At 62.7% G+C, this 16,235-nt stretch carries 11 protein-coding genes; 6 read left to right on the top strand and 5 right to left on the bottom strand.

Going from position 1 to position 16,235, the window contains the following annotated elements; all coding sequences use genetic code 11:
• Positions 1-147 precede the first annotated feature (147 nt).
• From cydC to trxB, 3 genes are all read right to left on the bottom strand, one after another.
• Positions 148-1,869, bottom strand: a complete 1,722-nt coding sequence (gene cydC, locus ENGE1_RS15120; RefSeq protein ID WP_064360647.1) for a heme ABC transporter ATP-binding protein/permease CydC — start codon at positions 1,867-1,869, stop codon at positions 148-150.
• Positions 1,870-3,636, bottom strand: coding sequence for a heme ABC transporter permease/ATP-binding protein CydD (cydD, locus tag ENGE1_RS15115; protein WP_048252374.1), 1,767 nt, complete (start codon positions 3,634-3,636; stop codon positions 1,870-1,872). It lies immediately after the preceding gene.
• Between the two features lie 116 nt (positions 3,637-3,752).
• Positions 3,753-4,721 carry a thioredoxin-disulfide reductase gene (gene trxB, locus ENGE1_RS15110; RefSeq protein ID WP_043084839.1) on the bottom strand — a complete coding sequence of 323 codons (969 nt, stop codon included), beginning with the start codon at positions 4,719-4,721 and terminating at the stop codon, positions 3,753-3,755.
• Positions 4,722-5,266: 545 nt separating this feature from the next.
• On the opposite strand from trxB, the gene lrp reads away from it, so the two are divergent.
• From lrp to serS, 5 genes are all read left to right on the top strand, one after another.
• A complete protein-coding gene (lrp, locus tag ENGE1_RS15105) occupies positions 5,267-5,761 on the top strand; it encodes a leucine-responsive transcriptional regulator Lrp (protein ID WP_002439523.1) in 495 nt (164 codons plus the stop codon).
• A 135-nt stretch (positions 5,762-5,896) separates the two neighbouring features.
• Positions 5,897-9,706 (top strand): DNA translocase FtsK 4TM domain-containing protein, encoded by a 3,810-nt coding sequence (locus tag ENGE1_RS15100; RefSeq protein ID WP_048252376.1) that lies wholly within the window; start codon positions 5,897-5,899, stop codon positions 9,704-9,706.
• A gap of 134 nt (positions 9,707-9,840) precedes the next feature.
• The gene (gene lolA / locus ENGE1_RS15095) at positions 9,841-10,452 is read left to right on the top strand and encodes an outer membrane lipoprotein chaperone LolA (RefSeq protein WP_043084835.1); all 612 of its coding nucleotides are present in this window, start codon (positions 9,841-9,843) and stop codon (positions 10,450-10,452) included.
• Between the two features lie 9 nt (positions 10,453-10,461).
• Positions 10,462-11,805 carry a replication-associated recombination protein A gene (locus ENGE1_RS15090; protein ID WP_043084833.1) on the top strand — a complete coding sequence of 448 codons (1,344 nt, stop codon included), beginning with the start codon at positions 10,462-10,464 and terminating at the stop codon, positions 11,803-11,805.
• 96 nt (positions 11,806-11,901) lie between these two features.
• Entirely contained in the window at positions 11,902-13,194 is a 1,293-nt protein-coding gene (gene serS / locus ENGE1_RS15085) for a serine--tRNA ligase (protein WP_048252377.1), read from the top strand.
• A 50-nt stretch (positions 13,195-13,244) separates the two neighbouring features.
• Here the strand turns inward: serS and ENGE1_RS15080 are convergent, their stop codons facing one another.
• Together ENGE1_RS15080 and ENGE1_RS15075 are read right to left on the bottom strand one after the other, a co-directional pair.
• Positions 13,245-13,691, bottom strand: a complete 447-nt coding sequence (locus tag ENGE1_RS15080; protein WP_043084828.1) for a type II 3-dehydroquinate dehydratase — start codon at positions 13,689-13,691, stop codon at positions 13,245-13,247.
• Positions 13,692-13,704: 13 nt separating this feature from the next.
• Positions 13,705-15,060, bottom strand: a complete 1,356-nt coding sequence (locus ENGE1_RS15075) for an MFS transporter (protein WP_048252378.1) — start codon at positions 15,058-15,060, stop codon at positions 13,705-13,707.
• Between the two features lie 145 nt (positions 15,061-15,205).
• Between ENGE1_RS15075 and ENGE1_RS15070 the strand changes: the two genes are divergently transcribed.
• On the top strand, positions 15,206-16,093 hold the full coding sequence (locus ENGE1_RS15070) for a LysR family transcriptional regulator (protein WP_048252379.1): 888 nt from the start codon (positions 15,206-15,208) through the stop codon (positions 16,091-16,093).
• Positions 16,094-16,235: the final 142 nt, after the last annotated feature.

Raw genomic sequence — 16,235 nt, 5'->3', positions numbered from 1 at the left:
AGAGAGAGCAGGAGCGAACGGTCAGCGAGCGATTATGTAGTAATGCTATTTTGCGAAGGCGGGGCTCGACCGTCTGCGGAAAAAATAAAGCCGGGGTGCAGTAAGCCTCCCGGCCGGTGAAACGAGAGATACCCTATCCAGGCAGCACTATAGCCGCTGCCTGAACTGATAATAATGTGAGTGCCGGGTCAGCAGTTCTGTGTGATTACCCTGTTCAATGATTGCGCCACTATCCATAACCACGATGTTCGCAAAGCGTTCCAGTCCGCGCAGGCGGTGGGTCACCATCAGCACGGTCTTATCCCGCATAGCCTCCTGCATCAGCGCGAGGATCTGGCTTTCCGTTTCTGCATCCAGCCCTTCAGTAGGCTCGTCGAGCAGCATCAGCGGCGCGTCGTGCAGCAGGGCGCGGGCGATGGCGAGGCGGCGCAGCTCGCCGCCGGAGAGCTGGCGTCCGCCTTCGCCCAGCCAGTCGTTGAGGCCGCCGTCGTCGAGCAGCTTTTCAAGGCCGACGCGCCGGAGCATGTCGCCGAGCGCCTCGTCGGAGGCGGCGGGAGAGGCGAGCAGCAGGTTGTCGCGCAGGGTGGCGCTGAAGAGGTGCACCCGCTGCGGCACGACGCTGACGGCGCGGCGCAGCGCGGACTCATCGAAATCGGCGATGGGGCGGTCGTTGAGCAACAGCGCGCCCTGCTGCGGGTCCCAGGCGCGGGTGAGCAGCTGCAGCAGAGTGGATTTGCCGCAGCCGGTACGGCCAAGGATCGCCACGTGCTGGCCGGCCGCCACCCGCAGGCTAAGGTCGTTAAGCGCGGGCTGCGCCTGCTGCGGATAGCTGAAGCAGATGTTTTCCAGCGTTAAAGCCACGCGGGCGGGCGATTCGCCGGCCTCCGCCGGGAAGGTGACCTCCGGCCGCTGATCGATGATCTGCGTGATGCGCAGCGCCGAGGCCATGACCTGGCCCATATGCTGGAACGCGCCGGTGACCGGGGCCAGCGCCTCAAACGCGGCCAGGGCGCAGAAGACGAACAGGGCGATAAGCGCTCCGGGCTGGCTGTTGCCCCCGACGCCGCCGGAGGCCATCCACAGCATCGCCAGTACCGCCGCGCCGCCGATCAGCAGCATCGCCACCTGCGATAGCGCGGTCAGCCCGGCCTGGCGGCGCTGGGCATCGTGCCAGGCCTGTTCGGTGTCGGTCAGCGCGTCGCGGTAGCGTCCGCTGGCGCCAAATATGCTCAGCTCCGCCTGCCCCTGCAGCCAGTCGGTGAGCTGCTGGCGATACTGACCGCGAAGCCGGGTCAGGCTCTCGCCGACGGGCTTGCCGGCGCGATAGAACAGCGGCGGCAGCAGTAGCAATGTCAGCAGCATAATGCCGCCGAGGGTCAGCGCCAGGCCAGCGTCGAGAAAGCTGAGGCCGAAGGTGACCACGACGATCACCACCAGGGCGCCGACCAGCGGCGAGATCACCCGCAGATAGAGATGATCGAGAGTATCGACATCGGCCACTACCCGGTTGAGCAGATCGCCCTGGCGAAAGCGCGCCAGTCCGGCGGGGGAGAGCGGCAGCAGCCTGCTGAAGGTAAAGACCCGCAGGTGCTCCAGCACGCGGAAGGTGGCGTCGTGGCTCACCAGCCGCTCGAAGTAGCGCCCGGCGGTACGGATGATCGCTGCCCCGCGTACTCCGGCGGCAGGGAGCATATAGTTAAAGCTGTAAAGCCCGCTGGCGCCGACCACCGCCGATGCCGACAGGAACCAGCCGGAGAGGGTCAGCAGGCCGATGCTTGCCAGCAGGGTGATGATGGCCAGCACGATGCCGAGCAGCAGCAGCCACTTGTGCCGCTTGTAGAGTGCCAGATAGGGAGCCAGTATGCGCATTTAAATCTCCTCCTGACGGTGGGCGAGCAGGCCGGCGAAGCGGCCCCCTCCGGCAGCCAGCGCGGCGAAGGTGCCGCGTTCAACGATCTGCCCCTCATGCATAACCCACACGCTGTCCCAGTCGGCCAGGTTCTCCAGCTGATGGGTTACCATTAATGTGGTCTGGTGAGCGGCGGCCTCTGTCAGCGCCTGCATGACGCGCCGCTCGCTGTGGGCGTCGAGACTGGCCGCCGGTTCGTCCAGCAGCAGCAGCCGGCAGGGCGTGAGCAGGGCGCGGGCGACCGCCACGCGCTGGGCCTGGCCCACCGACAGCCCGGCGGCGCCGTCGCCGAGTTGGGTATCAATGCCGTCAGGTAACTGGGGAATAAACTCGCTCACCCACGCGCGGTCGAGCGCGCGCTGCAGCTGCGCTTCGCTTGCCTGCGGGTCCGACAGCAGCACGTTTTCGCGCAGGGTATCGGCGGGCAGCTGCGGATTCTGGCCGACCCAGCTCAGCAGTCGCCGCCAGGCAGCGCTGTCCAGGTCGCTCAGCTGCTGGCCGTTGACCCGCAGGCTGCCGTCATAGGGCAGAAAGCCGAGCAGGGCGTTAATCAGCGAGCTTTTGCCGGATCCGCTCTGGCCCACCAGCACCGCGCGCTCTCCGGCCGCGAGATCGAAGTCGAGCGGCCCGGCCAGCGCCTTGCCGTCCGGAGAGCGGATAATCAGCCCCCGGGCTTCAATGCTGACCAGCCGCGACTCGTCCGGGCGAAGTTCGCCCTGCTGCGGCTGCGCCAGCGGCGCTTCGAGAAAGGTTTTCAGGCTGTCGGCGGCGCCTACCGCCTGGGCCTTGGCGTGATAGAAGGTGCCGAGATCGCGCAGCGGCTGGAAAAATTCCGGGGCGAGGATCAGCGCCAGAAAGCCGGACATCAGGGTGACGCCGGTACCGTAGTGGCCGAAATTAAGTTCGCCGAGGTAGCTAAAGCCGAAGTAGACCGCCACCAGAGCGATGGAGAGCGAGGTAAAAAACTCCAGCACGCCGGAGGAGAGGAAGGCGAGGCGCAGCACTTCCATCGTGCGCTGGCGAAAGCTTTCTGACGCCTGGCGAATGTTTTCCGTTTCCGCCGCGCCGCGCCCGAACACCCGCAGGGTTTCCATGCCGCGCAGGCGATCAAGAAAGTGGCCGCTCAGGCGCGCCAGCGCCTTGAAGTTGCGGCGGTTGGCATCGGCGGCGCCCATGCCCACCAGCGCCATAAACAGCGGGATCAGCGGCGCGGTACCGAGCAGGATCAGCGCCGCCGCCCAGTTAGAGGGAAAAATGGTCAGGACAATCAGCAGCGGCACGCAGGCCGCCAGCGCCATCTGCGGCAGATAGCGGGCGTAGTAGTCGTGCATATCGTCAATCTGCTCAAGGATAAGCGTCGCCCAGCTGCCCGCCGGCTTGCCCTGGATCCACGCCGGGCCCGCCTGCTGCAGCCGGTCCAGCACCACTTTGCGGATCTGCTGGCGGATATGCACCCCGGCCTGGAAGCCTACGCGCTCGCGCAGCCAGACAACCCAGGCGCGCAGAATAAAGACCAGCACCAGCATCACGAAGGGCAGCAGCAGCGCCTCGCGCGGAATGTTCTCCATGATCATGTGGTGCAGGATATAGGCCAGCAGCCACGCCTGGGCGACGATCAGCACGCCGCTGGCGGCGCCGAGAATGCGCGATAGCGTCAGCCAGCGGCGGGAGAGAACACTTTGTTGCTTTAACCAGCGGGTCAGCTCTTGTTGGCGGGTTTTATTCATTGCGTGCTTAGCAGGTGTCTGTGTCAGTTTAATTGGGCACGGCAATGTTACATCGTGGGAAAAAGAAAGGCGACTTATCGTCGCCTTTCTTTATCTTTGTTACTGACTTGTAAAGGCTATTTGCACGCCGCGGCTAATCCGTCGAGGTAGCGTTCGGCGTCCAGGGCCGCCATACAGCCGGTACCGGCCGAGGTGATCGCCTGGCGGTAGATGTGGTCCATTACGTCGCCGGCGGCGAAAACGCCGGGCACGCTGGTCTGGGTCGCATTGCCGTGAATGCCGGACTGCACTTTGATATAGCCGTTTTCGAGTTCGAGCTGGCCCTCAAAAATGCCGGTATTCGGGCTGTGGCCGATGGCGACAAACAGGCCGGCCACCTCCAGCGACTCTTCGTTATCCGCATTCAGCGTATCGCGCAGGCGCAGGCCGGTAACGCCCATCTGATCGCCGGTTACCTCTTCCAGCGTGCGGTGGGTGTGCAGCACGATGTTGCCGCTTTCAACTTTGTCCATCAGGCGGTCGATGAGGATTTTTTCCGCGCGGAAGGTATCCCGGCGGTGGATCAGGTGCACTTCCGAAGCGATATTCGCCAGGTAGAGCGCCTCTTCGACCGCCGTGTTGCCGCCGCCGATCACCGCCACCTTCTGGTTGCGGTAAAAGAAGCCGTCGCAGGTGGCGCAGGCGGAGACGCCGCGGCCTTTGAATGCCTCTTCTGACGGCAGGCCCAGATAGCGGGCCGACGCGCCGGTGGCGATAATCAGCGCGTCGCAGGTGTACTCCCCGCTGTCGCCGGTCAGGCGGAACGGACGGTTCTGCAGGTCGACGCTGTGGATGTGATCGAAAATGATTTCGGTATTAAACCTGGCGGCATGCTCGTGCATGCGCTCCATCAGCAGGGGGCCGGTCAGATCGTTCGGGTCGCCCGGCCAGTTCTCTACTTCTGTCGTGGTGGTCAGCTGACCGCCTTTTTCCAGACCGGTGATCAGCACCGGCTGCAGGTTAGCGCGCGCAGCATAGACGGCAGCGGTGTAGCCGGCAGGCCCTGAACCAAGAATAAGCAGTTTACTGTGTTTGGCTGTGCCCATGAGATCCCCATAAATATTCGCAGACAGTGGCCTGGATTGTAGGGAATTTACGGAGGTAATTAAAGAGTGCAGAAATTTTGTTAACGATATGTGTAATAGAGTTTATCGATGAATTGGCGATTTAAACAGCGGTACGCATAACTCATTCTACTGTTATCGGTCCCATTATAAGGAGATAACATGATGAACCAGCCTCCGGCGTCAGGAATATTCGGCATCTTGTACTAAAAAACGATGTTTTGCTTTGACAATCCCCTGTGCTTTTGCGAAAACATTCCATGAGGATAAAGCAGTATTTAGCGTGTGGTGAATTAACAAGCATGCAAAGTTCTTGTGATACCGGGTCAGTGCGATCGCGCATGGCGTGGACAGACGCCATCCGAGATAGCGGTGACTGCCGTCAGGCAACGGCTCCTCAATACGTATCCCCGGTTTACGCATGTCAGCTTTCAGATTGACAGCGTGGGCCGTGGGCAAAGACTCTGAACAGTGACGTGCACAGGGTCCAGACGGGAGTAGGGAAGGAATACAGAGAGACAATAATAATGGTAGATAGTAAAAAGCGCCCAGGCAAAGATCTCGACCGCATCGATCGCAATATTTTGAACGAACTGCAAAAGGATGGGCGAATTTCCAACGTTGAGCTTTCTAAGCGGGTAGGACTTTCCCCGACGCCTTGCCTTGAGCGCGTGCGTCGTCTGGAAAGACAGGGGTTTATTCAGGGCTATACGGCGCTGCTGAACCCGCATTATCTGGATGCATCACTGCTGGTGTTCGTTGAGATTACTCTGAATCGCGGTGCGCCGGATGTGTTTGAACAGTTCAATTCTGCGGTTCAGAAGCTGGAAGAGATTCAGGAGTGCCATCTGGTGTCCGGTGATTTCGACTACCTGCTGAAGACCCGCGTGCCGGATATGTCCGCGTACCGCAAGCTGCTGGGCGAAACGCTGCTGCGCCTTCCGGGCGTAAATGACACCCGTACCTACGTGGTCATGGAAGAGGTCAAACAGAGTAATCGTCTGGTTATTAAGACCCGTTAAAACGGAACAGGTGCAAAATCGGCGCAAGTTGATTACACTCCTGGTAATCCATACAGCAACAGTGCCGGGGCGACCCGGCACTGTTGTCCGTTTTAGCATCAGGCAGGATCCCGCCTGGAACCTGGAGAGCCTTTCTTGAGCCAGGAATACACTGAAGACAAAGAAGTCACCGTAAAACCGATGGGCAGCGGCCGCCGCTTATTTGAAGCGCTGCTGATCCTCTGTTCCCTTTTTGCCGTCTGGCTGATGGCCGCGCTGCTCAGCTTTAATCCCTCTGACCCCAGTTGGTCGCAGACCGCGTGGCATGAGCCTATCCATAATCTTGGCGGCGTGCCCGGCGCGTGGCTTGCCGATACGCTGTTTTTCATCTTTGGCGTGATGGCCTACCCGCTGCCGGTGTTTATCATCGGCGGCTGCTGGTTTGCGTACCGCCACCGTGCCACGGAAGACTATGTCGACTACTTTGCAGTCTCCCTGCGCCTGATTGGCGTGCTGGCGCTGATCCTGACCTCCTGCGGGCTGGCGTCCATCAACGCCGATGATATCTGGTACTTCGCCTCCGGCGGCGTCATCGGCAGCCTGCTCAGCACCGCTCTGCAGCCGCTGCTGCACAGCAGCGGCGGTACGCTGGCGCTGCTCTGCGTCTGGGCGGCGGGCCTGACGCTGTTCACCGGCTGGTCGTGGGTCAGCATTGCCGAAAAGCTCGGCCACTGGATCCTTAATATCCTCACCTTCGCCAGCAACCGCACCCGCCGCGACGATACCTGGGTTGACGATGAAGAGTACGAGGATGACGAATACGAATACGAAGATGAAGAGGACGAACGCGCAGAGGTGAAAGAGGGGCGTCGCGCCCGCATTCTGCGCGGGGCGCTGGCCCGCCGCAAGCGTATTGCCGATAAGTTCAGCAATCCGATGGGCCGCAAAACCGACGCCGCGCTCTTCTCCGGCCGGCGAATGGACGATGATGAAGAGCCCGTCCAGTACAGCGCCCGCGGCCAGGCCGCCGATCCGGATGATGTGCTTTTTTCAGGCAACAGCGCCGCCCGCCAGGCGGACGCCGATGACGTCCTGTTTTCCGGCAATAGCGCTGCCCGCGCCGATTGGGACGAGCAGGATCCGCTGCTGAGCGGCCAGTCTGCCGCTGCGCCGATTGCCGCCGCTGCGGCCGCCACGACGGCGACCCAGAGCTGGGCGGCTCCGGCCGGCCCCGCCACCCAGACGCCGCCGCTGCCGGGCGCCGAAGCGACGCTGGCGCATAACGGCGTTGAGTGGCAGCCTGCGCCGACGCCGCACGCTGAAGAGCCTGCCGTTGCGCCGTCTCCGGACGGCTGGCCGCCGCAGGCGCCTGTGGCGAAGCCGGAATATATTGAGCCGGAAGCCTTCCGCCAGCAGCCTTCCATTGAAGCCATGTGGCAGGAGCCTGTTCAGGCCGTCCCGCCGCAGCCGCACTATGTGCCGCAGCCTGAACCTGCCCCACAACCTGCCGCCGCGCCGTACGATGCCCCCGCGGCGCAGGAAGAGGTTAAACAGCAGCGTCCGCCGCTCTACTACTTTGAGGAAGTGGAAGAGAAGCGCGCCCGCGAGCGCGAGCAGCTGGCGGCCTGGTATCAGCCGGTGCCGGAACCCGCGGCCCCGGTGACCTCTTCTGCGCCGGTTGCCGAGCCGCCGCCGCAGGTCGCGCCGGCGGCAGCGGCCGTTCATCAGGCAACATCAGCAGCACCCGCCGTCGCCGCTGCGGCAGCGTCCGCGCCGCTGTTTAGCCCGGCAGAGGGGCCGCGCCCGCAGGTGAAAGAGGGCATCGGCCCGCAGCTGCCGCGGCCGAACCGCGTTCGCGTACCGACGCGCCGCGAGCTGGCCTCCGCCTCCTTCGGGATCAAAATTCCGTCCCACCGCGCGCCGGAGGATGACGCGCGCGAGCCGTATGCCGACGATGACGACGACGCGCAGCATCAGAACGAGCTGGCCCGCCAGTTCGCCGCCCAGCAGGAGCAGCGCTACGGTGAGCCGATGGACAGCGATGCGGACGACGACGATGCCGCCGCAGAAGCCGAGCTGGCCCGTCAGTTCGCCGCTCAGCAGCATCAGCGCTACGCCAGTGCGCAGCCGGCAGCGTCCAGCCCCTTCTCGCTGGCCGATTTTGACGTTTCGCCGATGAAGGCGCTGGTCGACGACGCGCCGCGTGAACCGCTGTTTATGCCTGAAGCCGCGCCTGAGCAGCCTGCCGTACAGCCGCAGACGCACTCTCAGGCGCCGCAGCCGCCGCAATACCAACCGCAGCAGCAGCCCCACTATCAGCAGCCGCCGCAGGTGCAGCCTACGCAGCAGCATCAGCAGGTACCGCCCGCCCAGCCGCAGGCATACCAGCAGCCGCAGCAGCCCGCGCCGCAGCCTCAGGAGAGCCTGATCCATCCGCTGCTGATGCGCAACGGCGATTCTCGCCCGCTGCAGAAGCCGACCACGCCGCTGCCGTCGCTGGATCTGCTGACCCAGCCGCCGACGGAAGTGGAGCCGATAGACACCTTCGCCCTTGAGCAGATGGCGCGCCTGGTGGAGGCCCGCCTGGCGGACTTCCGCATCAAGGCGGACGTAGTCAATTACTCGCCGGGCCCGGTGATCACCCGCTTTGAGCTGAACCTCGCCCCGGGCGTTAAGGCCGCGCGTATCTCGAACCTCTCCCGCGACCTGGCGCGCTCGCTCTCTACCGTCGCCGTGCGCGTGGTGGAGGTCATTCCGGGCAAGCCTTACGTTGGCCTGGAGCTGCCGAACAAGAAGCGCCAGACCGTCTACCTGCGCGAAGTGCTGGACTGCGCCAAGTTTCGCGAAAGCCCGTCGCCGCTCACTGTGGTGCTGGGTAAAGATATTGCCGGCGATCCGGTGATCGCCGACCTGGCGAAGATGCCGCACCTGCTGGTGGCCGGTACGACCGGCTCCGGTAAGTCCGTCGGCGTTAACGCCATGATCCTCAGCATGCTCTATAAGGCGACGCCGGAAGAGGTGCGCTTCATTATGATCGACCCGAAAATGCTCGAGCTGTCGGTCTATGAAGGCATTCCGCATCTGCTGACCGAAGTCGTTACCGACATGAAGGACGCCGCCAACGCCCTGCGCTGGAGCGTCAACGAGATGGAGCGGCGCTACAAGCTGATGTCGGCTCTCGGGGTGCGCAACCTGGCGGGCTACAACGAGAAAATCGCCCAGGCCGATCAGATGGGCCGTCCAATTCCCGATCCGTACTGGAAGCCGGGCGACAGCATGGACGCCGAGCATCCGACGCTGGAAAAACTGCCGTATATCGTGGTGATGGTGGACGAATTCGCCGACCTGATGATGACCGTCGGCAAGAAGGTGGAAGAGCTGATCGCCCGCCTGGCGCAGAAGGCGCGCGCCGCCGGTATTCACCTGGTGCTGGCGACCCAGCGTCCGTCGGTTGACGTGATAACCGGCCTGATTAAGGCCAACATCCCGACCCGTATCGCCTTTACCGTGTCGAGCAAAATTGACTCCCGTACCATCCTCGATCAGGGCGGGGCCGAGTCGCTGCTCGGCATGGGCGATATGCTCTACGCCGGGCCGAACTCCAGCGCCGCGCCGACCCGCGTCCACGGCGCCTTCGTGCGCGACCAGGAAGTTCACGCCGTAGTGCAGGACTGGAAGGCGCGCGGTCGGCCGCAGTACATTGAGGGCATCACTTCCGACAGCCAGGCCGAAGGCGGCGGCGGCGGTGCCGACGGCGGCGGCGAAGAGCTGGATCCGCTGTTCGATCAGGCGGTCAGCTTCGTTATCGACAAGCGCAAAGCCTCCATTTCCGGCGTGCAGCGCCAGTTCCGCATCGGCTACAACCGCGCGGCGCGCATTATTGAGCAGATGGAAGCCCAGGGCATCGTCAGCGAAGCGGGGCACAACGGTAACCGCGAGGTGCTGGCGCCGCCGCCGTTTGAGTAAGGCCCCTTTGCAAAGTTGGGTAAATAGCCAATAATTAAGCTTTTTCTCCTGTTCCCCGTGTAGCGCTCAGGCCTACAGTGGGGACATGAGGCTCCCGCGTCGGGAGTGACGCACTTAAGGATTAAGGAATTACGATGAAAAAATTTGCCATCACCTGTGCCTTACTGACCAGCGTTGCCGCCAGCTCAGTCTGGGCGGACGCCGCGGGCGATTTGAAAAGCCGCCTCGATAAAGTCAGCAGCTTCCACGCCAGCTTTACCCAAAAAGTGACCGACGGCAGCGGCAACGACGTGCAGGACGGGCAGGGCGACCTGTGGGTTAAGCGCCCGAACCTGTTCAACTGGCACATGACCCAGCCGGATGAAAGCGTGCTGGTCTCCGACGGTAAAACCCTGTGGTTCTACAATCCGTTCGTTGAGCAGGCGACCGCCACCTGGCTTAAGGATGCCACCAGCAATACGCCGTTTATGCTGATTGCCCGCAACCAGGCGAGCGACTGGCAGCAGTACAACATCAAGCAGAGCGGCGATGACTTTCAGCTGACGCCGAAGGGCAGCAACGGCAACCTGAAGCAGTTCACCATTAACGTCGGCCGCGACGGCACCATCCACCAGTTCAGCGCCATTGAGCAGGACGATCAGCGCAGCAGCTACCAGCTGAAGTCCCAGCAGAACGGCGCTGTCGACGCGTCTAAGTTTACCTTTACGCCGCCGAAGGGCGTGACGGTGGACGACCAGCGCAAGTAAGAGGCTACAGTGAGCAACCTGTCGCTCGATTTTTCCGACAACGCGTTTCAACCGCTGGCCGCCCGCATGCGGCCAGAAAACCTCGCCCAGTATATCGGCCAGCAGCACCTGCTGGCCCCGGGCAAACCGCTGCCGCGGGCGATTGAGGCCGGGCATCTGCACTCGATGATCCTCTGGGGCCCGCCGGGCACCGGTAAAACCACCCTCGCCGAAGTGATCGCCCGCTACGCCGACGCCGACGTCGAGCGCATCTCCGCCGTCACCTCCGGCGTGAAGGAGATCCGCGAGGCCATCGAGCGCGCGCGCCAGAGCCGCAACGCCGGGCGGCGCACCATTCTGTTCGTCGATGAGGTCCACCGCTTCAATAAGAGCCAGCAGGATGCCTTTCTGCCGCACATCGAAGACGGCACCATTACCTTTATCGGCGCCACCACCGAAAATCCGTCCTTTGAGCTTAACTCGGCGCTGCTCTCCCGCGCCCGCGTCTATCTCCTGAAATCGCTAACCACCGAAGATATTGAGCAGGTGCTGAATCAGGCGATGACCGATAGCGCGCGCGGCTACGGCGGGCAAAACATTATCCTGCCGGACGACACCCGGCTGGCCATCGCCCAGCTGGTAAACGGCGACGCGCGCCGGGCGCTCAATACGCTGGAAATGATGGCCGATATGGCCGAAGTGGACGATGCCGGACAGCGGGTGCTTAAGCCCGAACTGCTGACCGAGATCGCCGGCGAGCGCAGCGCGCGCTTTGATAATAAAGGCGACCGCTTCTACGACCTGATCTCCGCTTTCCACAAGTCGGTGCGCGGCAGCGCCCCGGATGCCGCGCTCTACTGGTACGCGCGCATCATTACCGCCGGGGGCGACCCGCTGTACGTCGCCCGCCGCTGCCTGGCCATCGCCTCGGAAGATGTCGGCAACGCCGATCCGCGCGCCATGCAGGTGGCGATTTCCGCCTGGGACTGCTTTACCCGCGTCGGTCCGGCGGAGGGTGAAAGGGCCATCGCCCAGGCGATCGTCTACCTCGCCTGCGCGCCGAAAAGCAACGCCGTCTACACCGCCTTTAAGGCTGCGATGAGGGATGCCCGCGAGAATCCGGACTACGACGTGCCGGTCCACCTGCGCAACGCGCCGACCAAACTGATGAAGGAGATGGGCTACGGCCAGCAGTACCGCTACGCCCACGATGAGCCCAACGCCTACGCCGCCGGCGAGGAGTATTTCCCGCAGGAAATGGCGCAAACCCGCTATTATCAGCCCACTTCACGCGGTCTTGAAGGCAAAATTGGCGAAAAGCTCGCCTGGCTTGCTGAGCAGGATCAGAAAAGCCCCACAAAACGCTACCGCTAAAGCAGGCGTTGCGGTAAGGTTAGCAAGACTTTCAACGCGGCCGCAGCCTGCGGCCGCGCTTCCTTTTTAATTCAATTCGATAAGCACAGGATAAGCATGCTCGATCCCAATCTGCTGCGTACCGAGCCAGACGCAGTCGCAGAAAAACTGGCACGCCGGGGCTTTAAGCTGGATGTAGAAACGCTGGTCGCTCTTGAAGAGCGTCGTAAAGTTCTGCAGGTTCAAACGGAAAATCTGCAGGCTGAACGTAACTCGCGATCGAAATCCATCGGCCAGGCGAAAGCGCGCGGGGAAGATATCGAGCCACTGCGTCTGCAGGTGAACCAGCTGGGCGAAGAGTTGGACGCGGCGAAAAGCGAGCTGGATGCGCTGCTGGCGCAGATCCGCGATATTGCCCTGACCCTGCCGAACATTCCCGACGACTGCGTGCCGCCGGGTAAAGACGACAGCGATAACGTCGAAGTGAGCCGCTGGGGCACCCCGCGCGAGTTCGACTTCGAGGTGCGCGACCACGTGACGCTGGGCGAAATGGCCAAAGGCCTGGATTTTGCCGCCGCCGTTAAGCTGACCGGCTCCCGCTTCGTGGTAATGCAGGGGCAAATCGCCCGCATGCACCGCGCCCTCAGCCAGTTCATGCTCGACCTGCACACCGAGCAGCACGGCTACAGCGAAAACTACGTCCCGTACCTGGTTAACCAGGATACGCTGTACGGCACCGGCCAGCTGCCGAAGTTCGGCGAAGACCTGTTCCACACCCGTCCGCTGGAAGAAGAGGCCGATACCAGCAGCTACTCGCTGATCCCGACCGCCGAAGTACCGCTGACCAACCTGGTGCGCGATGAGATCATCGATGAAGAGTGCCTGCCGATCAAAATGACCGCCCACACGCCGTGCTTCCGCTCAGAAGCGGGATCCTACGGCCGCGATACCCGCGGGCTGATCCGCATGCACCAGTTCGACAAAGTGGAGCTGGTGCAGATCGTCCGTCCGGAGGACTCCATGGACGCGCTGGAAGAGCTGACCGGCCACGCCGAGAAAGTGCTGCAGTTGCTGAACCTGCCGTACCGCAAAGTGCTGCTGTGCAGCGGCGACATCGGCTTTGGCTCCCGCAAGACCTACGACCTGGAAGTGTGGCTGCCCGCGCAGAACACCTACCGCGAAATCTCCTCCTGCTCCAACATGTGGGATTTCCAGGCGCGCCGCATGCAGGCCCGCTGCCGCAGCAAGTCTGACAAGAAGACCCGTCTGGTGCACACCCTTAACGGCTCCGGCCTGGCGGTTGGCCGCACCCTGGTGGCGGTGCTGGAAAACTACCAGCAGGCGGACGGCCGCATCGAAGTGCCGGAAGTGCTGCGCCCGTACATGAACGGTCTGGAATATATCGGCTAAGGCAGGCTATATTCATTCCGCCAAAAAAGCGCCCTCGGGCGCTTTTTTCGTTACTGGCCCGATTTCAGCATCGCCGCCACGGCCCTCAGCGCCAGAGAGTAGCCCTCCGCGCCGCAGCCGGCGATCACGCCCCTTGCCACCGTGGAGGTCATGGAGTGCCGGTGGTACTCATCCCGGGCGTGAATATTAGAGAGGTGGACCTCCACCAGCGGCCGGGTAATGAGCTTCAGGGCATCGAGCAGCGGCACCGAGTGAAAGGAGAGGCCGGCCGGATTGACGATCACGGCGGCCTCGCTTTCAAAGGCCTCCTGCACCCAGTCCACCATCACGCCTTCGTGGTTGGTCTGGCGAAAGTCGCACGCCAGCCCCAGCTCATCCGCCAGCTTTTCGCTCTGCAGGCGGATGCTGGCAAGGGTCGTGGTGCCGTAAATCTCCGGTTCGCGGCGCCCCAGCATGTTGAGGTTGGGACCGTTGAGCATAAATACGCGGGTATTCATCTTCACTCCTTGATTATCGGGAAGCGTGGTGGGCAGACGCCGGCAGCGGTCCGGCACTCTCCGCCCGGTGGTTGAGATCGACGCCGCGGGTTTCCGGGCCAATCAGGATCATTGCCAGCGAGATCAGGTTTATCGCCGCGCAGATGGTGACCAGCAGCCACGGCGAATTGCCGCTCTGGCTCATCAGCCAGACCGCCAGCACGGGCATCGGCCCGCCGATCAGCAGGTTTGCGCCGGTGTAGGCGAGGGAGGAGCCGCTGTAGCGCACCTCGGTCGGAAAGGCTTCCGCAAAGGCCACCGGCTGAATGCCGCTCTGAAACTGGGTGAAGCCGAGAAACAGGCCCATGGCGGCCATGATGAGCGCCGGCTCCCGGGTATTAAGCATCGGGAAATAGATAAGCAGGATGCCGAGCGTCATGCACGAGCCGAGGATCAGCGCCTTCTTACGCCCCCAGCGGTCGCCCAGATAGCCTCCGGCGAGCGCCCCGGCAATGGCGCAGATATTGGCAACCATCAGCGACATAAAGCCCATCGAGGCGGGCATCTCCAGCTGCTTGACCAGATAGCTCAGCGTGAAGATAACGATCAGATAGAACAGCGCCGCCGGCGAGCAGAAAAAGAGCATCAGGCGCACAATCGTCGCCGAGTGCTCCCGCAGCACCTCCCTGAGCGGGCTGGCCTTCGCGGGCTGCTCGCGCTTTTTCAGGGCGAGGAACGCCGGCGTTTCCGTTACCCGCAGGCGAATAAATATGGCCACCGCCACCAGAGCCAGGCTCATCAGAAACGGTATTCGCCAGCCCCAGGAGAGAAACTGCGCTTCGGTAAGGAAGCCGGCCAGGGCCAGCAGCACGCCGTTGGCGATAATCTGGCTCAGGGGGGAGCATATGCCCAGCAGGCCGGAGTAGCGGCCCCGGCGGTCGGGCAGCGCGTGCTCGAGCGCCATCAGCTGCGCGCCGGTGGATTCTCCGCCGAGGGCGAAGCCCTGAATAATGCGCAGGATCACCAGCATGATCGGCGCGAGGATGCCGACCTGCGCGTAGGTCGGCAGCAGGCCCATCAGCACCGACGCCGCGCCCATCAGCGTGACGGTGGCGAGCATCAGATTGCGGCGCCCGAGCTTATCGCCGAGATAGCCGCAGGTGATGGCCCCGACCGGGCGGGCCGCAAGGCCGACGCCGAAGGTGGCCAGGGAGGCCAGCAGCCCGGAGGTGGGCTCCATCGCCGGGAAGAACAGTTTCGGCAGCACCGTCGCGGAAACGGCACCGTAGAGGGTAAAGTCAAACCACTCCAGGGCCGTGCCCAGGGTGGCGGCCGTCACGGCTTTGCGCGACATGCGGCTTGCGGGTACTGAAGCATCTGTTGTTTTCATGATTGTCTCAGTTTTATTGTTGTAGGCAGAGGGTGACGGCGCACGCAGGTAAGCGCCGTACACCATGACTTTAGAAGCAAAACCCAGCAAAATAATTATCAATATCCGCTTATTTTAATAAGCCTGCCTTATAACAGGACCGCCTATGGAATTACGTCATCTGCGCGCGTTTATCGCTGCGGCCCGGCTGGAGCACTTCAGTAAAGCGGCGGAGGCGCTTGAGATAGCCCAGCCGGCGCTGAGCCAGCTGATGAAAACCCTGGAGGCAGAGCTGGGCGTGGCGCTGTTCAGACGCAAGAATCGCGGCGTGCAGCTGACGCCTGCCGGAGAGGCATTTCTTCCTCACGCGGAGGATGCGGTCCGCGCCAGCGGGCTGGCGGCGGATGCCGCGCGGCGGGCGCGGCGGGGGGAGGTTGGCGCCATCAATATCGGCTACCACTCGGCGCTGTTCGAGCATCATCTGCCGCAGCTGATACGCCATTACTTCACCACCTGGCCGGACGTCGGCGTCAGCCTGATGGACGTCCGCATTCAGGCCCAGTTTGCGTGGCTGCTGGAGGGGAAGATTGATATTGGCTTTGCCAGGGTGTCGAATCACCATCTGCCGGAAGGCCTGCGCACCCGCTGCTTCAGCCTTTCCCGGCTGGTACTGCTGATGCCGGATAACCATCCTCTGGCCGCGGAGTTTAGCGGCGATCTCAGCGCCCTGCGCCAGGAGACGTTTATCTTTCTTGAGGATCCGCTCGGCGTTGGCCTGACGTCGCACACCCTGCAGCTGTGCCGCCGCTACCATCTTCATCCCACGACCATCATGCCGGTGCCTTCTTTGATGAGTATTCCGGGCCTGATTGCGGCGGGTATCGGCATCAGCATCCTACCGGAGGCGCTGGTACAGCTCAGCATGCCGGGGCTTAAAACTCACGCCCTCAGCCAGCCCGACATGGTGAGCGAACTGTCGCTGATTACCCGCGAGAACGAGCGCTCGCGGGCGGTGATGCATTTTGTCGACGAAGCGGTGAAGTGGTCGCAGTAAGCGGCGGCCAGCGTGCGGCTTCACAAAATGGTGCCCGTCACGCCTTTTCCCCGCCGGGATTGATACCGAACAATAACCCTTCAGATGAAACCATAGATACTCCTTTCGAATTAAAGCCAGCATAAAACACGATAAATGGCTT

It is taken from the genome of Pluralibacter gergoviae ATCC 33028 = NBRC 105706, assembly GCF_001598855.1.
Lineage (GTDB): Bacteria > Pseudomonadota > Gammaproteobacteria > Enterobacterales > Enterobacteriaceae > Pluralibacter > Pluralibacter gergoviae.
The sequence above is the reverse complement of the archived record's forward strand: the minus strand, read 5'-3'. Positions and strand labels throughout refer to the sequence as shown.